Origin of the sequence: Sinorhizobium sp. 6-70 (assembly GCF_030124375.1) — a bacterium.
Classification (GTDB): domain Bacteria; phylum Pseudomonadota; class Alphaproteobacteria; order Rhizobiales; family Rhizobiaceae; genus Sinorhizobium.
Genome location: NZ_JASKLS010000003.1, coordinates 214,632 through 233,685, shown reverse-complemented (window position 1 = coordinate 233,685; position 19,054 = coordinate 214,632). Strand labels below are relative to the sequence as shown.

At 61.8% G+C, this 19,054-nt stretch carries 18 protein-coding genes; 11 read left to right on the top strand and 7 right to left on the bottom strand.

What is annotated here, in order from left to right; translation table 11 throughout:
* The first annotated feature begins 13 nt into the window (after positions 1-13).
* Complete coding sequence (locus tag QN222_RS08245) at positions 14-1,249, top strand: MFS transporter (RefSeq protein WP_283963340.1); 1,236 nt, start codon at positions 14-16, stop codon at positions 1,247-1,249.
* A 112-nt stretch (positions 1,250-1,361) separates the two neighbouring features.
* Here QN222_RS08245 and QN222_RS08240 read toward each other — a convergent pair whose 3' ends face one another.
* Both QN222_RS08240 and QN222_RS08235 read right to left on the bottom strand, forming a co-directional pair.
* Complete coding sequence (locus tag QN222_RS08240) at positions 1,362-2,156, bottom strand: class I SAM-dependent methyltransferase (protein WP_283963341.1); 795 nt, start codon at positions 2,154-2,156, stop codon at positions 1,362-1,364.
* A gap of 397 nt (positions 2,157-2,553) precedes the next feature.
* Complete coding sequence (locus QN222_RS08235; RefSeq protein WP_283963342.1) at positions 2,554-3,585, bottom strand: LacI family DNA-binding transcriptional regulator; 1,032 nt, start codon at positions 3,583-3,585, stop codon at positions 2,554-2,556.
* A gap of 263 nt (positions 3,586-3,848) precedes the next feature.
* Between QN222_RS08235 and QN222_RS08230 the strand changes: the two genes are divergently transcribed.
* From QN222_RS08230 to QN222_RS08220, 3 genes are all read left to right on the top strand, one after another.
* Entirely contained in the window at positions 3,849-5,375 is a 1,527-nt protein-coding gene (locus QN222_RS08230) for a sugar ABC transporter ATP-binding protein (RefSeq protein WP_283963343.1), read from the top strand.
* A 78-nt stretch (positions 5,376-5,453) separates the two neighbouring features.
* Positions 5,454-6,464: an ABC transporter permease gene (locus QN222_RS08225; protein ID WP_283963344.1), complete on the top strand. Its 1,011-nt coding sequence runs from the start codon at positions 5,454-5,456 to the stop codon at positions 6,462-6,464.
* 65 nt (positions 6,465-6,529) lie between these two features.
* A complete protein-coding gene (locus tag QN222_RS08220) occupies positions 6,530-7,480 on the top strand; it encodes a substrate-binding domain-containing protein (protein ID WP_283963345.1) in 951 nt (316 codons plus the stop codon).
* Between the two features lie 146 nt (positions 7,481-7,626).
* Here QN222_RS08220 and QN222_RS08215 read toward each other — a convergent pair whose 3' ends face one another.
* The gene (locus QN222_RS08215) at positions 7,627-9,006 is read right to left on the bottom strand and encodes a sensor histidine kinase (protein ID WP_283963346.1); all 1,380 of its coding nucleotides are present in this window, start codon (positions 9,004-9,006) and stop codon (positions 7,627-7,629) included.
* A complete protein-coding gene (locus QN222_RS08210; RefSeq protein ID WP_283963347.1) occupies positions 9,003-9,680 on the bottom strand; it encodes a response regulator transcription factor in 678 nt (225 codons plus the stop codon). The genes QN222_RS08215 and QN222_RS08210 overlap by 4 nt, the downstream gene beginning before the upstream one ends.
* Positions 9,681-9,858: 178 nt before the next feature.
* Here QN222_RS08210 and QN222_RS08205 point away from each other — a divergent pair, with 178 nt between their 5' ends.
* The 4 genes from QN222_RS08205 (at position 9,859) to QN222_RS08190 (ending at position 14,132) form a co-directional block, all read left to right on the top strand.
* Positions 9,859-10,926, top strand: coding sequence for an ABC transporter substrate-binding protein (locus QN222_RS08205; protein ID WP_283963348.1), 1,068 nt, complete (start codon positions 9,859-9,861; stop codon positions 10,924-10,926).
* A gap of 241 nt (positions 10,927-11,167) precedes the next feature.
* Positions 11,168-12,112, top strand: a complete 945-nt coding sequence (locus QN222_RS08200; protein ID WP_283963349.1) for a tripartite tricarboxylate transporter substrate binding protein — start codon at positions 11,168-11,170, stop codon at positions 12,110-12,112.
* Positions 12,109-12,600, top strand: a complete 492-nt coding sequence (locus tag QN222_RS08195; protein ID WP_283963350.1) for a tripartite tricarboxylate transporter TctB family protein — start codon at positions 12,109-12,111, stop codon at positions 12,598-12,600. The genes QN222_RS08200 and QN222_RS08195 overlap by 4 nt, the downstream gene beginning before the upstream one ends.
* Before the next feature lie 14 nt (positions 12,601-12,614).
* A complete protein-coding gene (locus tag QN222_RS08190; RefSeq protein WP_283963351.1) occupies positions 12,615-14,132 on the top strand; it encodes a tripartite tricarboxylate transporter permease in 1,518 nt (505 codons plus the stop codon).
* Between the two features lie 83 nt (positions 14,133-14,215).
* Here the strand turns inward: QN222_RS08190 and QN222_RS08185 are convergent, their stop codons facing one another.
* Complete coding sequence (locus tag QN222_RS08185) at positions 14,216-14,542, bottom strand: hypothetical protein (RefSeq protein WP_283963354.1); 327 nt, start codon at positions 14,540-14,542, stop codon at positions 14,216-14,218.
* Positions 14,543-14,846: 304 nt separating this feature from the next.
* Between QN222_RS08185 and QN222_RS08180 the strand changes: the two genes are divergently transcribed.
* The gene (locus QN222_RS08180; protein WP_336621021.1) at positions 14,847-15,341 is read left to right on the top strand and encodes a M10 family metallopeptidase C-terminal domain-containing protein; all 495 of its coding nucleotides are present in this window, start codon (positions 14,847-14,849) and stop codon (positions 15,339-15,341) included.
* A gap of 122 nt (positions 15,342-15,463) precedes the next feature.
* Positions 15,464-16,237 (top strand): TIGR01458 family HAD-type hydrolase, encoded by a 774-nt coding sequence (locus tag QN222_RS08175; protein WP_283963352.1) that lies wholly within the window; start codon positions 15,464-15,466, stop codon positions 16,235-16,237.
* A gap of 108 nt (positions 16,238-16,345) precedes the next feature.
* On the opposite strand, the gene QN222_RS08170 is transcribed toward QN222_RS08175, so the two are convergent.
* Positions 16,346-17,386, bottom strand: a complete 1,041-nt coding sequence (locus QN222_RS08170) for a glutamine synthetase beta-grasp domain-containing protein (protein WP_284005357.1) — start codon at positions 17,384-17,386, stop codon at positions 16,346-16,348.
* 512 nt (positions 17,387-17,898) lie between these two features.
* On the opposite strand from QN222_RS08170, the gene QN222_RS08165 reads away from it, so the two are divergent.
* A complete protein-coding gene (locus tag QN222_RS08165) occupies positions 17,899-18,105 on the top strand; it encodes a DUF2735 domain-containing protein (protein WP_283965474.1) in 207 nt (68 codons plus the stop codon).
* Between the two features lie 70 nt (positions 18,106-18,175).
* Here the strand turns inward: QN222_RS08165 and QN222_RS08160 are convergent, their stop codons facing one another.
* The gene (locus QN222_RS08160; RefSeq protein ID WP_283965473.1) at positions 18,176-19,048 is read right to left on the bottom strand and encodes a carbohydrate ABC transporter permease; all 873 of its coding nucleotides are present in this window, start codon (positions 19,046-19,048) and stop codon (positions 18,176-18,178) included.
* Between the last annotated feature and the right edge of the window lie 6 nt (positions 19,049-19,054).

The following is a 19,054-nucleotide window of genomic DNA, read 5'->3' as shown; positions in this document are numbered from 1 at the left end:
AAACGGGGCCCACATGCCATTCACGACATTTCTGGTGAAAAACAGCCGATGGCTGGCAGGTGGGTTCCTGCTGTGCTTCTTTTCTTCCTTCGGGCAGACGTTCTTCATATCGCTGTCCGCCGGAGACATCCGCCGCGAATTCGACCTGAGCCACGGGGCCTTCGGCACAATCTACATGGGCGCGACGCTGCTGAGTGCACTTACCCTGCCGCAACTTGGCCGGGTCGTCGACCATGCCAGCGCGCGTACGGTTCTCCTGCTCACCCTCCCCATGCTTGCCGTGGCGACGGTCGCGATGGGGTTTGCGTCGCACTGGCTCTGGCTGTTCGTGACGCTCTATCTGCTGCGGCTATTCGGCCAAGGCATGATGACGCACAATGCGATGACGGCGATGGGGCGCTGGTTCTCGGCGCAACGCGGAAGGGCGGTGTCCCTGGCGAGCCTCGGCAATCAGGCCGGCGAAGCCCTGTTTCCGCTTGCTTTCGTGGCGGTTGCGCCACTCGTCGGCTGGCGGACCACATGGTTCATGTCCTCCGTTTTCATTCTGATCGTCGGTCTGCCAGCGATCTATCTGCTTTTGCGGGTCGAGCGTACCCCGAGCCTAAGCGATGGCCCGGAACGACGTTCAGCTGCGAGAGATTGGACACGCAAGGAAGTGCTGCGCGATCCTGTGTTTTGGATGGCGCTTGCGGGCGTCCTTGCGCCCGGCTTCATTGCGACGACGATCTTTTTCCATCAGGTCTATCTGGTTGAACTTCGTGGCTGGTCGCTTGAGGTATTCGCCAGCGCATTCATCGTTTCATCCACGATGACGGTGCTCTCGGCGCTGCTGTCGGGCTATTTGATCGACAGGTTCAGCGCCGTGCAAATCCTGCCGTACTATCTATTGCCACTCGCCGCTGCGTGCTTGGTGCTGGCATTTGTCGATGCACAATGGAGCGCGTTCGCCTTCATGACGCTGCTCGGCGTTTCACTCGGTTCGTCATCGACGCTTTTCGGAGCGCTGTGGCCAGAGATGTATGGTCTGGAACATCTCGGCGGCATCCGCGCCATCATCGTGGCTCTCATTGTCTTTGCTACCGCCATGGGTCCGGGCCTGACCGGATTCCTGATCGATGCCGGCGTGCCTTATCCATGGCAGATCGCCGGCATGGGCGTTTACTGCCTGGGAAGCATTTTCATCATGGTTCTTGTCAGAGAGCGGGTCCTCACGAGAAACGCACCCTCCCTGATTGCCGCCGTGCCGTAGCCCCGGCTCCGCTGTGTGGCGCTCGCTGGCATAGGCTGTGTGGTCGGTACCGGGAGAGGACGAGAAAACACTCTAAGGAAAGAACGTTCTCAGAATCGTAGAGGGGAAGCGATTACCTCGGACGTGCCGCCATAACCAGCAGCAGGAAAGCACCGAGATCGCGCCATCTGCTAAATCGTGGCACTATCTTACAAGCTTCCTCCGTGGGCTGCGGCTCTTCAATTCTGCTTATGTGAAAACCGGCAGATGCCACCGCGTTGAGATAGTCTCCGATTGTCCTCGGAAACCGAGGCACCGCAAATGGCACGACGTTCTCCTCTTCCGGCCGATTTCCGAACTTCCATTTCTCCGTAAAACTCGACCTGTCGAAATAGCGTGCGACGCAGAGACCGGTTATTTGACCATGCTCATCTTTCTGCCATTGCAAGCCGGGCGTGATAAAACACGGGTGCAAGACGCTGAACGCGACGAACCCGCCCGGACGAAGCAAGCGGTAGGCTTCACACATGGCCCCTTGAAAGTCAGGACCGTCCATTAATGCCATTGTCGAAATGACGGCATCAAAGGAGGAGGCAGGAAATCCCGTGTCGGAACTATAAGACGCGATTTTGTAGGTTACTCCTGCTGGGTCTGCGATCTCTGCCCGACGGGCATGCTCGATCAAGCCCTGCGAAATATCGATGCCGGTTACCTTGGCACCCATTTGAGCGAAGTGTCGGGTATTCGTGCCTTCACCACATCCAAAATCGATAACTTCCAGGCCCGCAATGGCTGGCAAAAATTGCTGAAAAGCCGGGAACGTGAACAAGTTGCGATAGACATCGTAGCCGTTGCGCACATCATTCGTCCATTGATCGGCGTTTTGATTCCAGCGGGCGGCGACTTCATCGTGTGCTTGGTCGGTCATTTCATGTCTCCAGAGTATCTTTGCTCGGGTGTCCCAACGTCGATAGGCTTGCGCCGAACAATGTGGGTCGCGGTGTTTTTGCTGGTGCGGAGATCACGGGCAATCCAGCGATAGCAGCTTCGGCCTTCGGCAAGCCATAACATTGGGTGCGAACCTATCGTACTTGACTCGCTCGCTGATCAGGTCCCGTTCGAATTCCGCGGTGCCCGAGAGGAGTTTTTGGAAGAATGTCGGTCGGAAGAAACGGCGGCAAACGCCCGTTCCAGGCCCGCTTTCGGCCCCCGCACCGGACATCGCTGGTGACGGTTCACGGCGGTTAGGTCAGGCTGACTCAAAGGTAACGTAGTGGCCAAAAGGCAAAATAGCGTGGCAATCGACAATTACGATATGCTGGAGCCTACTTAGCCATCCATCGCCGCGACGGCGCGGTCACCGAATTGCGGACCACCAGATCCGGCCTCAGGAGGATCTCCGTCTCGGCGGGGCGCCTGTCGGAAAGAAGGCCAAGCAGGAGCGCCATGGCCTGCTTTCCGATCAGCGTGCGCGGCTGGCGGATCGTGGTCAGCGCCGGTGTCATGAACGTCGCCTGCGGCACATCGTCGAAGCCGGTCACCGAAAAATCACCCGGTATGTCATAGCCGCGCGCCTTCAGTCCGATCATCACGCCGAGCGCCGTCTGGTCATTGACGCACATGAAGGCGGTCGGCAGCGTGTCGCGCACGAAGAGCCGCTCGACGGCGGCCCTTCCGCTCTCGAGCGTGCCGTCGCCCTCCTGGACGAGCCGAAGCTCCGCCCGAATGCCGGCGGCATCGAGTCCCGCGTCGAAGCCTTCCCGTCGCCTCTTGTAGGCCAGCCGCGTGCGGGAGTCGCCGATAAAGGCGATCTTGCGATGGCCTTCGGCGATCAGGAGGTCGACCACCTTGCGGGCACCCTCTATATCGTCGATACCGACATAGGGGATGCCGCCGTTGAAGACAGGCTCGAAGATCCCGACGCTTGGCGGCAATCGCGCCGTCATCGTCTCATGGCCGAACGGCAGAATGCCGGTGAAGAGGATGAGGCCGGCCGCCTGGTTGGAGTTGAGGAACTTCAGGTATTCGAGCGCGCGCTGGGCGTCGTTCTGCGTGTGGCCGATCAGCACGCCATAGCCATGCGACCGCGCCTCGTTTTCCAGGCCCACGAGAATGCTGGAAAAGTTGGGATCGCCGATATCCGGGGCAACGACCAGAATCATGTTCGACCGCCCGAGCCTGAGGCTGCGCGCCATGGCATTGGTCGTATAGCCGGTGATCGCAATGGCTTGGTTGACCTTCAGTCGCGTGGACTTTGCAACCTTCTCCGGTGTGTGGATTGCCCGCGAAACCGTCGCGATCGACACTTCGGCGATCCTGGCGACGTCTTCGATGGTTGCGGGCGTGGATTCCGACACTGTGCTCTGCCTTGCGTCTCGTACTGCATGTTTCCTTAAATCGCCGATTTAAGGAAACATGCAGCCATCCAAAGTGCTACAGCGTCCTTTGCGCGTCTGATAAGACGCCCGGCGCTGTAGGTGGCCGGACACTACACACAGTTCCGGAGACGTCAAAGGCCACCCCGAAGATTCCCGTGCATGCCCTGATGTAAACCTTTACATGGTGTGTGTAAAGGTTTACATAACCTCATAAAGCGGATGGGAGCCGCAAGGGGGAATTCATGAATCCGGAAACGGTCGAGGCCGGGAGCGTCGTGCTGGAGGCACGTCGCATCAGCAAGTCGTTCAGCGGCGTGCAGGTGCTCTTCAGCGTCAACTTCGAGCTTCGCGCCGGCGAGATCCATGCACTGATGGGCGAGAACGGCGCCGGCAAATCCACGCTCGTAAAAATTCTTTCCGGCTTCGAGCAGCCCTCCTCCGGCGAAATCCTGCTTGATGGCAATCCGGTGACGCTCCCGCCGAACGGCGCCGCCGAGGCACTGGGCATCGTCATCATCCACCAGGAATTCAATCTCGCCGAACATCTGACCGTTGCGGAGAGCCTCTTTCTTGGCCGGGAGGTGACCCGCTTCGGCGTGCTCGACCGCAAATATATGCGCGCGGAGACGCGTCGGGTTCTCGATCTCCTCGGCTGTCGCGTCGACGCGAACGCGCTGATCAGCAGCCTGTCGATCGCCGAAAAGCAGATGGTGGAGATTGCCAAGGCGATCAGCCGCGACGCGCGGGTCGTCTTCATGGACGAGCCGACGGCCGTCCTCTCCCGCGAGGAGACCAATTTCCTCTTCCGCCAGGTGCGCAAGCTGCGCGAGCAGGGCACGAGCTTCGTCTTCGTGTCCCACAAGCTCGACGAGGTCCTCGAACTGACCGACCGCGTGACCGTGTTGCGCGACGGGCAATGGGTGAAGACTGCCCCGACCGCGATACTCGACGGGGAATCGATCGCCCAACTCATGGTCGGCCGCGAGATGTCGAGCCTCTACCCCGCCAAGACAGAGCCGGACGTCGACGAAGAGATCGTCCTGCGCGTCGAATCCGTCTCCACCGATTACGTCAAGGACGCCAGCTTCGAGGTGCGCAAGGGCGAGATCCTCGGCTTCTCGGGCATGATCGGCTCGGGACGAACCGAACTGATGGAGGCGGTGGCAGGTCTCCGCTCGCGCCTTTCGGGCGAGGTGACGATCCGCGGCGAAGCGGTGACTTCCGGCGACGTCCACGCCGCCAATCGACAAGGCCTTGCCTATATGACCAAGGACCGCAAGGCGAAGGGCCTGCTCCTGAATTCCGGCATGACGGCGAACCTGACCTTGCAATCGCTCGGTCGGCATGCCCGTCTCGGCTATCTCGACCCCAACAGCGAAGCGGCTGCGCTCGAAAGGGCGCGACGTCGCTTCGACATCCGGGTGCGCGACGGCAATGTGGTGGCCAGACGCATGTCGGGCGGCAACCAGCAGAAGCTGCTGCTCGCCAAGGTGATGGAGACGGAGCCGGAGATCATCATCATCGACGAGCCGACGCGCGGCATCGACGTCGGCACCAAGCAGCAGATCTATCACTTCATTTCGGCACTGGCGCGCGACGGCCGCTCGATCATCGTGGTCTCATCGGAAATGCCGGAGGTCATCGGGCTTTGCACACGCGTCGCCGTGATGCGCGAGGGACGGATCGTCGGCATGCTCGAAGGCGACGAAATCACCGAGCAGGAGATCATGCGCTATGCGGCGGGACTGAAGAGAATGGCTGCCGCCTGACGGTCCAAGCCACCGGCCACAGGCAGTCGCAGGAATAGGAAATTCCCCCGAACGTCGGGGTGGGAGGTTGGTCTGGACATGAGCGTGAATGAGGAAAGCATCCAAAGCACAAGTCACCGCCGTACATGGCGGGACGTCGATCTCAGGGCCGTGGCGCCGTTTGCCGCACTTGCATTGCTTCTGATCGTCGGTGCCATCGTCAACCCCAACTTCATCGGCCTCAACAATCTCGCCAACGTCGCCACGCGTTGCGCCTTCATCGCCATCATTGCCGTTGGCGCAACATTCGTCATCTCCGCCGGAGACCTCGATCTTTCCGTCGGCTCGATGGTCGCCTTCGTGGCGAGCTTGATGATCCTCTTTATGAACTCCGGTGTCATCGCCGATCCGACGCTGATGCTGACGGCAGCCGTCGTATTCGCAGTCGCGGCCGGCGCCGCCTGCGGCCTCGCCAACGGGCTGATCACGACCGTCGGCAGGATCGAGCCCTTCATCGCCACGCTCGGCACGATGGGTATCTATCGCGGTCTCACCACCTGGCTTTCCCAGGGCGGCGCGATCACGCTTCGCGAGCCGGAGATACAGGAGCTCTATCGCCCTGCCTATTTCGGCAGCATTCTCGGCGTGCCCGTGCCGATCGCGATCATCCTCGCGGTTACCGCCGTCGCCGCCGTCATCCTCTATCGCACGCGCTATGGCAGGCACGTGGTCGCCGTCGGATCCAACAGCGACGTCGCGCGCTATTCCGGCATTGCCGTCAACCGGGTGCGCACCATCGCTTTCGTGATCCAGGGCCTTTGCGTGGCGATTGCCGTGCTGCTCTACGTGCCGCGCCTTGGTTCCACCTCGGCGACGACCGGCATTCTCTGGGAACTGCAGGCCATCACCGCCGTCGTCGTCGGCGGCACGGCGCTCAAGGGCGGCGCGGGCCGGGTCTGGGGCACGATCTGCGGCGCCTTCATCCTCGAATTGGTCGGTAACATCATGCTCCTGTCGAACTTCATCAGCGAATACCTGATCGGCGCGATGCAGGGTGCGATCATCATCATCGCGATGCTCGTCCAGCGCTCGCTGGTACGCAAATCGTGACAATGCCGGATCTCGCGATCCGGCGACATCAGCGAAGACCCTGACACATTGGGAGGAAAGAAAACATGCGAAAGGGATTAATGGGCATTGCTGCCGTCGCGATGATGGCACTGACGGGCGTGGCCCACGCGGAGGAAAGGAAAGTCACGATCGGCGTCTCGATCCCTGCGGCCGACCATGGCTGGACCGCCGGTGTCGTGTTCCATGCGGAACGCGTCGCGAAAACGCTCATGGAGCAGCATCCGGGCCTCAACGTCATCGTCAAGACCTCGCCGGATCCGGCAAGCCAGGCCAATGCCGTGCAGGACCTCGAAACCCAGGGTATCGACGCGCTGGTGATCCTGCCGACCGATCCCGATCCGTTGGTCAACGCCATCAAGGAGGTCAAGGGCAAGGGCACGTTCGTGGCGCTCGTCGACCGCGCGCCCTCGGTCAACGACAACAGCGTGCGTGACCTCTATGTCGCCGGCAACAACCCCGCTCTCGGTCAGGTCGCCGGCGAATACATCAAGGCCACGACGCCGGAAGCCAAGGTGGTCGTCATTCGCGGCCTGCCGATCCCGATCGACCAGCAGCGCCAGGACGGCTTCGACCAGGGCGTCGCCGGCTCGAAGGTTGAAATCCTCGATCGCCAATACGGCAACTGGAACCGCGACGACGCCTTCAAGGTGATGCAGGACTACCTGACCAAGTATCCGCAGATCGACGTCGTTTGGTGCCAGGACGACGACATGGCCGTCGGCGTCCTTCAGGCGATCGAGCAGGCCAAGCGCACCGACATCCAGTATGTCGTGGCCGGCGCCGGTTCGAAGGAAATGATCAAGAAGGTCATGGACGGCGACAAGATGATCCCGGTCGACGTTCTTTATCCGCCGGCAATGGTCGGCACCGCGCTCGAAATGACGGCCGCCAACTTCTACGGCCAGGTTCCGGTGCGCGGCACCTACACGATCGACGCGACGCTGGTCACCAAGGACAATGCAAAGGACTTCTACTTCCCCGATTCGCCGTTCTGATCGGACGCATCGGCATAGCCTAAGCGAGACCTGCCCGGGAAATCCCGGGCAGGTCATTTTTGTTTGGAGGCACATCGTCTAAGCGATACGCCCATATCCGAGGTGCGGCGACCACGCGGAGCAGGATTGGCAGCGGCCTCTGAATCTCACCCCGCCGGCAACGCCACCACCACCTTCAATCCCCGCCTGCCCTCGCCGTCCTCCAGGCGCATCGTCCCGCCGTAAAGCCTGGCGATCTCCTCGACGATCGGCAGGCCAAGCCCGGTGCCGGGCGCCTCGTCGCCGCCGCGTCGGAAACGCTTGAGCACCGCTTCGCGCAATTCCGGTCGGATTCCGGGACCATTGTCCTCGACTTCAAGCACGACAGCATCGTTGCGCCCTTCGACACGCACCGTGACCTCGGCGCCCCGTCCGGCATAGAGGAGCGCGTTGCCGATCAGGTTCTTCAGAAGCTCGCCGACGAGCAGCGGCTCGGCGCGGATCCAGTGTTCGCCGTCGCCGGCGAAGCCGAGGTCGATTCCTGCCTCGCCGGCCGCCGGCACATGGTCGGCGGTGATCTCACGCGCGAGCCCGACGAGTTCGATGCGCTCCGAGCCGCGCGCCTCATCCTTCCCCGCCGCGTCGATCTTCGCCATCAGCAGCAGCTGCGCGAGAATACGCTCTGCGTGTGCGACCGCTTCATCCGCCTTGCGCGCGGCAGCCCGCGTTTCCTCGATCGTTCCCGCTCTCTGCGCAAGCGCCAGCTGCGTGCGGATGATCGCCAGCGGCGTTCGCAACTGATGACTGGCGTTGCCGGTGAAATGGCGCAGCGCGTCGAGCGCCGATTGCAGACGCACCATGAACGAGTTGACGGTGTCGACGAGCCCCTGAACCTCGCTCGGCACGCGCTCGCCGATCGGATGCAGGTCATCGGGGCTGCGTTCGGCGATGGCGTCGCCAAGCCGATAGAGTGGTCTCAGCGAAAAGGTGACGGCGATCCAGACGATCATCGCCGCGCCAGCGATCATCAGGCCGAGGCGCAGGGCGGAACGCAGAAGGATGGTCTGCGTCAATTGCCGCCTCGCGATCGTCGTTTCGGCAACGGTGACGACAAAGGGAACGGAGCTGACACCGGTTGAGGCGGAACGCCGGAGCGCCGCAATGCGAATGGGTTCGCCGCGGAAGACGGCGTCGCCGAACGTCGTCGACTGGTCCTGGCCTTCCGCGAGCGAGGGCAGCGTCTGATAGCCGGTGATGAATTGGCCGGGGGGGCCGTCGACCCGATAGAAGACCCGGTCCTGCGCTGCGGACGTAAGCATCTCCAGCGCGACATAGGGAATGTCGACCTGAAGCGAGCCGTCCTCGGCGACGACGACGCGTTCGGCAATCGCCAGCGCCGAACCGGCAAGCACGCGGTCCGAGACGACATTCGCCGTCTTGACCGCCTCTCGGTAGGTGTCGGTCAAAGCCAGCACCCCGATCACGGCAGTGGAAATCAAGAGCCAGCCGAGCAGCCTGCGCCGCAGCGAATAGACGGCCGTCCTCATTCGGGGCTGGCCGTCTTGTCGAGATAATAGCCGATGCCGCGCGCGGTGCGCACCGTCAGCCCGTAAGGCGCCAAGCGCTTTCGCAGCCGGCTCACATATTGCTCGATCGCATTGGCGCTGAGATCGTCATCGAGACCGGTGAGCGACTGGACGATCGCCTCCTTGGCGACCACCTTGCCGGCCCGCATGAACAGAAGTTCGAGCAGCCCGAGCTCGCGGGCGGGAATTTCGATCGGCGCCCCGGCGGAAGAGAAACTGCGCGAGGTCAGGTCCAGGGAGACATTGCCATAGCTGACGACGGAGGCACGCAGTCCTGCCTGACGGCGAAGGAGAACCCGCACCCGCGCTTCGAACTCGCCGATGTCGAAAGGCTTGATCATGTAGTCGTCGGCGCCGAGATCGAGGCCCTTAACCCGTTCCTCCGGGGTGCCGCGCGCCGTCAGGATCAGGACCGCCGCCCGGTTCTGCCGCCCTCGCATGGCCCGCAGCACGTCGAGCCCGTCCATTTCCGGCAGGTTCAGATCGAGGATCACCAGATCGAAACTTTCCGCGGCAGCAACCGCGTGCGCCGAGGCGCCGTCGCTGACGACGTCGACCGCGTAACCGCTTCCGCGCAGGATCGCGGATAGGCCCTCCGCCAGCGCCTGATTGTCTTCAACGAGCAAGATTCGCAATGTCGCTCTCCCCCGATCACTTTATCGGCCGCAGGCTTGCTTGTGAACGGCAGGCGGCTACTGCATAATTCCTTAAATCGGAATTGATTTAGGGAGAAAAACATGCAGCACTTCAAGCTGTTACGGCGGCCTCTGCGTGCCTGAACGGACACGCGACGCTGTAAGGCATTGTGGAATTATGCGATACCTGATCTCCCTGCTTTTCTGTCTCATTTTTCCCGGGCTGGCGCTTGCGGCGCCCGTGTTCTTCCCGGCCCTTTCCAGAGATGACAAGGCCCCCGTTCTGGTGGTCTATTCCTCGCTCGATGAACCGCTCGCGCGGCCGATGATCCTTGGTTTCCAGAAGGCCAATCCGGACGTGGCGGTACGCTACGAGGACATGCTGACCGGCGAGATCTACGACCGGATCGTCAAGGAGACGGATGCCGGCGAGAAGACGGCCGACTTCGCCTTCTCGTCAGCCATGGACCTGCAGGTCAAGCTCAGCAACGACGGCTACGCCCAACGCAGCGACCTGCCGATGAGCGGCCGCTGGCCGGCCTGGGCGAACTGGCGCAACACGGCCTATGCGCTGACCTTCGAGCCGGCCGTCTTCGTCTATCACAAGCCAAGCTTCAAGACCGAGCCGCCGCCTGCAACCCGCGCGGAATTCGTCGACTATCTCAAGCGACAGGGCAGCGCCGTCTTCGGCCGGATCGGCACCTACGATATCGAGCGCTCCGGCGTCGGCTTCCTCTTCATGTCGCGCGACCAGGAGCAATTCGGCGACATCTGGAGCGTCATTCAGGCGATGGGCGCCGCGGGCGTCAAACTCTATTCGACCAGCCAGGCGATCGTCGAACGGGTTGCCGATGGCCGGTTCGTTCTTGGCTACAATATCCTCGGCTCCTATGCCGCCGACTGGGCCTCGCGCCATCCCGATGTCGGGATCGTGCTGCCGAAGGACTATACGGTCGTGATGTCGCGCATCGGGCTGGTGCCACAGGCGGCCGCCTCCCCCGATCTCGGCCGCCGCTACCTCGAATTCTTCATGTCGAAGGAAGGCCAGACCATCATGGCGCGCGAACTGCAGATCCCCGCCGTCAGCCCGGATGTCGCGGGCGAGAACACGGCCAATACCATGCAGGAGATGCTCGGCGGGCAATTGCGGCCCGTTCCGGTCAGCCCGGGATTGATGGTCTATCTCGACCAGGTCAAGCGCGCCCGGCTGATCGCGCGCTGGAACGAGGTGCTCAGGCTCCACTGACGTTTCAGCAAACAAAAACAATCCATTTACGCAAGACCGACTTGGTGTCAGGTTAATGTCAGCTTTCTATGGTGGCTTAGGGAACGCTGATGATCCGTGGAGGCGGGCCGTCAGCAGCGCATCGGGAGGAAATCACCACCACGGTCAGCGGCTGGCGCGCAAAGAACCAGCCACGTGCTTCTCCCGTACGCGACGATAATCAACGCACGCGCGATTAAACGCGCCCTACGGAGGACCGACCTTGAAACACTTCTTCCTGGCATCCATTCTCGCTGGCGCCCTGGCGCTTCCGGCATATGCCGCCGACTATACGATCATCGCGCCGGCCAATCCCGGCGGTGGCTGGGACCAGACAGCCCGTTCGCTGCAGACCGTCATGCAGCAGGAAGGTATCTCCGGCAATGTCCAGGTGCAGAACGTTCCCGGCGCCGGCGGCACCATCGGGCTTGCGCAGTTCGCCAGCCAGCAGAAGGGCAACCCGAACGCGCTCCTCGTCGGCGGCTACGTCATGGTGGGCGCCATTCTCACCAACAATTCGCCGGTGACCCTCAAGGACGTGACGCCGATCGCGCGCCTGACCGGCGAATACGAGGCGATCGTCGTTCCGGCGGCTTCCGAAATCAAGTCGATGGCCGACCTGGTCGCGGCGCTGAAGAAGGATCCAGGCGCCGTTTCCTGGGCGGGCGGCTCTGCCGGCGGCACCGACCACATCGCCGTCGGCCTCATCGCCAAGGCTGCCGGCGTCGATCCGACGAAGATCAACTACATCGCCTATTCCGGCGGTGGTGAAGCGCTGGCCGCCATTCTCGGCAGCCAGGTGACCGCAGGCATTTCCGGCTATGGCGAATTCGAATCGCAGGTCAAGGCCGGCACGCTTCGGCTGCTCGCCGTCTCGAGTGCAGAGCGTCTCCCAGGCATCGACGCACCGACACTGAAGGAATCGGGCGTCGACGTGGTGGTTGAAAACTGGCGCATGGTCGCGGCCGCCCCCGGCCTCACCGATGAGCAGAAGGCCGCCGTCAGCGCCGACATCGAAAAGCTCGCCAAGTCCGCGGGCTGGCAGGAAGTCTTGAAGACGAAGGGCTGGCAGGACACCTACCTCGCCGGCGACGCCTTCAACGAGCAGCTCGCGAAGGACGTTTCGGCAACCGAAACCGTCCTCAAGGACATCGGACTGGTCAAATGAACAAGGGGAACCACCCTTCCGTCGAAACGCGCCGCCCTGACAGGGCGGCGCTCATCATCGCCGTCGTGCTGGCGCTCATCGCCGGCCTGATCTTCTGGGATGTTTCGCGCCTGACCGGGCTCGCCGGCTATTCGCAGATCGGCCCGACGACGGTTCCCTATGCGATCGCCTGCTGTCTTATCGGCCTCGCAATCTGGACGGCTATCGAAGGATGGCGCGGCGATTTTGCCGAGCGAGAGCACCAGGAGTTCGGCCCTGTCTTCTGGATCGTCGGTGGCCTCGCCGCCCAGATGCTGCTCTTGAACACGCTCGGCTTTTCGATCGCAACCGGCATTCTCTTTGCCATGACGGCACGCGGCTTTGGCAGACGCGAGCTGTGGCTCACAATTCCGGTCGGCATAGCGTTCAGCTTCTTCGTCTGGTTGATCTTCGCCAAGCTCCTGCAATTGTCGCTGCCCTCAGGGCCGCTTGAACACCTTTTCTTCTGAGAGGGCCGACGACCATGGCTACTTTCGACTTCCTGCTCCAGGGGCTGCTGGTCGCCGCCCAGCCGACGAACCTGCTCTACGCGCTCATCGGCGTGACGCTCGGCACCGCCGTCGGTGTTCTGCCCGGGATCGGCCCGGCGCTGACAGTCGCGCTCCTCTTGCCCGTCACCTACAGGCTCGATCCAGGCGGCTCGCTCATCATGTTCGCCGGCATCTACTATGGCGGCATGTATGGTGGCTCGACCACCTCGATCCTGCTCAACACGCCGGGCGAAAGCTCATCGATCGTCACCGCGCTCGAGGGCAACAAGATGGCGCGCGCCGGACGCGGCGGCCCGGCATTGGCGACCGCTGCGATCGGCTCCTTCGTCGCCGGTCTCATCGCGACACTCGCGCTCGCCTTCATCGCGCCGTACATCGTCAAGCTCGCACTCGTTTTCGGCCCGCGCGAATATTTCGCGCTGATGGTGCTTGCCTTCGTCACGGTTTCTTCGGCTTTCGGAGACTCGACGCTGCGCGGCCTCACCTCCCTCTTTGTTGGCCTGACACTTGCCTGCATCGGTATCGACCAGTTGACCGGCCAGGCGCGCCTTTCCTTCGGCGTGCCGGATCTGCTCGACGGCATCGAGGTGACGACGCTCGCAGTCGCCATGTTCGCGATCGGTGAGACCCTTTACATCGCCGCCCAGGGCGATCGCGGCCCGGACAAGGTCGAAGCCGTCAAGGGCTCGGTCTGGATGAACGCTGCGGACTGGGCGCGCTCCTGGAAGCCGTGGCTGCGCGGCACCGTGATCGGCTTCCCGATCGGCGCCATGCCGGCCGGCGGAGCCGAAATCGGCACGTTCCTCTCCTATGCAGCCGAGAAGCGCCTGACCAAGCACCCGGAGGAGTTCGGCAATGGCGCCATCGAAGGCGTCGCCGGGCCGGAAGCGGCCAACAATGCCTCGGCCGCCGGCACGCTGGTGCCGCTGCTGACGCTCGGCCTGCCGACGACGGCGACTGCGGCGATCATGCTGGCCGGCTTCCAGCAATACGGCCTCCAGCCCGGACCGCTGCTGTTTGCCACCAACCCGCAACTCGTCTGGGGCCTGATCGCGAGCCTCCTCATCGCCAACTTCATGCTGCTGGTCCTGAACCTGCCGCTGATCGGCCTCTGGGTGAAGCTCCTGACCATCCCGAAGCCGTGGCTTTACGCGGGCATCCTCCTGTTCGCGACGCTTGGCACCATCGGCGCCAACCCGTCCGTGTTCGAACTCGGCATGCTGCTCGCCTTCGGCCTGCTCGGCTATGTAATGCGCGTCTTCGGCTATCCGATCGCCCCAGTCGTCGTCGGCCTGATCCTCGGGCCGCTCGCCGAACAACAGCTGCGCCGGGCGCTTTCGATCAGTCAGGGTGACTTCACCGTGCTCTTCACCTCGCCGATCGCGGCGGTGCTTCTGGTGATCGCGGCCCTTGCCCTTATCGTGCCGCTCATCCTGAGAGCGCGTGGACGAGGCCAGGTGCTTGCGCAACTCGCCGCCAGCGAGGACTGACCCTTTCGCCTCCCAAGGCGGTTCACGGAGCGGCAAGAGGGAGGGGCAGCCCTCTTTCCGCTCCACTTTTTTTCTTCCCAATCTTAAAGGCCTTCCCCATCGCGGACGTGCTTGCACTGCATGGCTGGGGTGAGGTTTTGTGCATTGCAAAAACTGCCTCTCAGACCCATCTTTTGCTCATCAAATAGAAAACGAAAGCGAGCAAAGAGATGAATGCCACCAGCAAAAACCGCATGGGTTTCATTGGCCGCGCCTTCGCCGTTCTCGGTGCTGCGAACGCTGCCGCCGCCGCCGTCGAAGGCCACCGCCGCCCGAACGCGCGCGACCTGCGTACCCTCGGCATCGACCCGGCAACCTTCCCGGACATCCGCCGCGGGTAATGACGCGACGACGCCACGGATCAACGACATGCTTCGTCGCATGTCATGATCACGGAAGGCCGGCGTCGCATGAAGCGACCCGTCTGACGCAAGTAGCAGCTGCGCCGGTTACTCGAAAAACAATTCGCCCATTGCGATGACAGCATCGGCCTCCCTTGGGAGAGCTAACCCGATTACGTAGCGCGCCGGCGCGCTAATTTTCGATAGCAACAAACTATTTACGCTACCCAAGAACCCTTGGTTGCGATACCTATTTTCGCCTGCTATGCGTGCACCCTCATTTCTGATTAGATGGGGGTTTGAATGACATTCTACCTGGACGGGCCAAAAGCTTCTGATCCCCGGTGACTTTGAGCCAGGGGGTACCGGCGGAACATCCGGCAATGACACAATCACAGGAAGGTCCGGCAGCGACACCTTAAATGGTGGCGCGGGCAACGATCGGGTCTCCGGCGGTGACGGCAACGACGCGATCATCGGCGGACAAGGCGCCGACGCCCTTTACGGAGGTGCAGGTGCAGACAAGTTCGTCTTCAAGTCACATACGGACTCTACCGCTACGTCTCGCGACACGATCTATGATTTCAACTATACCGGTGGCGATCGAACAGATCTCTCGGCAATAGACGCCAATACCGCTGCAGCGGGGAACCAGGCCTTTGCCTTCATCGGTTCGAGCGCATTTAGCGGAAAGGCCGGCGAACTGAGATATGTTAAGCAAGAGAGCGACACCTATGTCTATGCCGACGTCAACGGGGACAAAAAGGCTGACTTTTTGCTGCACCTGGATGATCCGCTGACGATCACTGCAAGCTATTTCCTCCTCTAGTAGGTGCTATTTCATGCCGAGGTCCACTAGGCCTTGGCGGCGATTTTCGGCACCTCGCGGTTTGTCGCCCTCACCTCGCCTGCGCGCCTTGACCAGCAACGTCTCCATGTCATCCTGCTCAGATGATCAGCGGTGTACTTTTGGATCTGGCGGGCGTCATCTACGACGGCGAAAAGGCCGTACCTGGCGCAACGGAGGCCGTTCGCCGCCTGCGTGACGTCGGCCTTCCCATCCGCTTCGTCAGCAACACCACCCGCTCGACCAAACCGGCCGTTCTTGACCGGCTTGCGCGGTTGGGCCTTTCCGTGGCGGCCGACGAAGTGTTCACACCGGCCGAGGCGGCGCGCCAGTGGCTCGCCGAACATCGCCGATCGCCACACCTGCTTGTCCATCCCAATCTCATACAGGAATTCGACGATCTCACCCGGGATTTGCCAAAGGCCGTCGTTGTCGGTGATGCGGGTAACGCTTTCGATTATCCGGCGCTCAACGCGGCGTTTCGAGAATTGATTGCCGGTGCGGAATTACTGGCACTCGCGCCAAACCGGACCTTCAGGGATTCCGATGGAAAGCTCAGCCTCGACGCGGGTGCGTTCGTAACAGGACTGGAATTCGCCAGCCAGAAGAGCGCGATCGTGCTCGGGAAGCCGTCGCAGCCGTTCTTCCGGTCTGCGCTCGCAACGATGAGTTGTCCGGACGATCAAGCCGTCATGGTGGGTGACGACGCGGAAACGGATGTCGCGGGGGGCCTGCAGGCAGGCGTCGCGTACGCCCTCTTGGTGCGCACGGGCAAGTACCGGGAAGGGGACGAGAGGCGGTTCAAGCCGGCGCCGACTGCGACACTTCGCGATATTTCCGAAGCAGTCGACTGGATCCTCGACGCAAGAATGCGCTGAAAGCGGCGATGGGTGTTACTGATCGCTTGCGGATTCCGGGAGAAAACCGATACCGGCCCGGAGAAAGAGACACGGCGCCGACATTCGCGTCGGCGCCGCGGGGAGTGTTTATGCGACTTTCGCGACGCTGCCTTCGGTCGGAACGGTCGAGATCGTCTTCAGCACTTGCGAGGCGATCTGATAGGGGCAACCCTGGGAGTTCGGGCGGCGGTCTTCGAGATAGCCGCGGTAGCCGTTGTTGACGAAGCTGTGCGGAACGCGGATCGATGCACCGCGGTCGGCCACGCCATAGCTGAACTTGTTCCACGGCGCCGTCTCGTGCTTGCCGGTCAGGCGCAGGTGGTTGTCCGGGCCATAGACGGCGATGTGCTCATGCAGGTTCTTGTCGAAGGCAGCCATAAGCGCCTCGAAATAGTCCTTGCCGCCGACTTCGCGCATATAGGCGGTCGAAAAGTTGCAGTGCATGCCCGAGCCGTTCCAGTCGGTGTCGCCGAGCGGCTTGCAATGCCACTCGATGTCGATGCCGTACTTTTCCGTCAGGCGCTGCAGCAGGTAGCGAGCCATCCAGACTTCGTCGGCAGCCTTCTTCGAACCCTTGCCGAAGACCTGGAATTCCCACTGTCCCTTGGCGACTTCGGCATTGATGCCTTCATGGTTGATGCCGGCAGCCAGGCAGATGTCGAGGTGCTCTTCGACGATCTGGCGTGCGATGTCGCCGACGTTCTTGTAGCCGACGCCGGTGTAGTACGGGCCCTGCGGTGCCGGATAGCCCTGCTCCGGGAAGCCGAGCGGGCGGCCGTTCTTGTAGAAGAAGTATTCCTGCTCGAAACCGAACCAGGCACCGTCGTCGTCAAGGATCGTCGCGCGGCTGTTCGACGGATGCGGGGTCTTGCCATCGGGCATCATGACTTCGCACATGACCAGTACGCCGTTGGTGCGAACCGGGTCCGGATAGATCGCGACCGGCTTCAGCACGCAATCGGAGCTGCGACCTTCGGCCTGCATCGTCGAGCTACCATCGAACCCCCAGAGCGGGAGCTGCTCGAGCGTCGGGAATGCATCGAATTCCTTGACCTGCGTTTTTCCGCGCAGGTTCGGTACCGGGGTGTAGCCGTCGAGCCAGATATACTCGAGCTTATACTTTGTCATTGCGAATCTCTCATAACGTGGTGTTGCGAGGCTTTGAACAAATCCTGACGGACAGACACGCTTGCGAAGCGCCGACCGCCAGGGATCCGGAACTGCTCAAGCATTTTGCGTGCCAGTTCGGCCGTTGCGGCCCGCCGATGGTGAAGGAATTGAATGACGGCCCGGATCCCGGGTCCGAGCGCGGAGCCATCCACTGCCCGCTAGGCAGCTGGAACGCTGTAATAGAGTCAATCGGTTAGTTGATTTCGGCTCAGCCCCGCTCCGCACCGGGCCACGCTCCCGCCGCGTCGGACCGACGCCATCGAACCACACGCCGGGGCGAAGCCAGATTGCGTCCGAAGCGTATTACCGCCGCAAAAATTCCGGCAACCGCGGCTAATTTTTAATCGGCGAAAGCGCGTGCCCACAAATACGGCGCGCAATTGATTGAGTTTTCATCATTTCGCGCAAACTATGTGCAAATCGGATGCGATGCGCTATGCTCCCTCACGGAACTCAAGGGAGACCAGACGATGGCCGAGAGTTTGTACCGCAGGTCGGCGACGATTTATCCGTTCCCCGCGAAACCGCTCAGAAGGATGGAAAATCGCCGGGACGAGAAGGCGGATCTCGACGTGCAAGACATTTGCGCCGCCGCCATAGACGGTTGCTGGTATCACGAAGAGGCCGTCCGCGCCGAAACCAAAGATCGCCCCGGTATTCCGGGCAAGCTGAATTAACGCGAACGCGCCGCCTATTTTTTGATCATCTGCATGAATCGCGGGCGGTGCCTGCTTGTCGGCAACACAACTACCCTTTCACAGCACCCGATGTCAGGCCAGCGACGATCTTGCGCTGGAAAATCAACACCAGCACTAGCAGCGGTAACGTGACGGTCACCGACGCGGCCATGATCTGGCCGAACGGATATTCGTAGCGGCTGCTGCCGGTGAGGAGGCCGATCGCAACCGGAACGGTCCGGTTCTCGTCGGTCAGGATAAAGGTGAGCGCGAACAGGAATTCGTTCCACGCCAGAATAAACGAGAGCAGCCCGGTGCTGGCGATCGCCGGCCCCATCAGCGGCAGCAGCACATGGGTCAGGACCCTCAGCCGCGAACAACCGTCAATGAGCGCCGCCTCCTCGAGCTCGGTCGGCAGATCGCGAATGAAGCTGGTCAGGATCCAGGTGGTGAAGGGCAGCGTGAGAATAAGATAGGAGACGATGAGCGCCGACGGGCGATTATAGAGTCCAAGCCAGCCGATCACTTCGAACATTCCCGAGAGCACCACCACCTGCGGGAAAATCGAGATCATCAGTACGGCAATCAAGATGGTCCGGCCCGGCGAAAAATGCAGCCGCCCTAGCGCATAGGCCGCGAGAATGCCGATCACCAGCGAGATCATCGTGCTCGCGAAAGCGACCAGACCGGAATTTATGAGCGCGCCCATGAAAACCGGATTGTGGAACAACTGCCAGTAGTTGCTGAAATCCAGTGATGGCAGGAGACTGAACTGATAGAGCGCCTGGCCGGATTTGGTCGACGATACGATCGCCCAGTAATAGGGAAAGAGCATGTAGACGAGCACGGCCGCAACACCCGCATAGAGGCCGAAAGTCTTCACACGCCGGATCGTGCGATAGGTGCTGTTGGAATAGCGTTGTGCGGTGGCAGTCGTCGTCATTGCCAT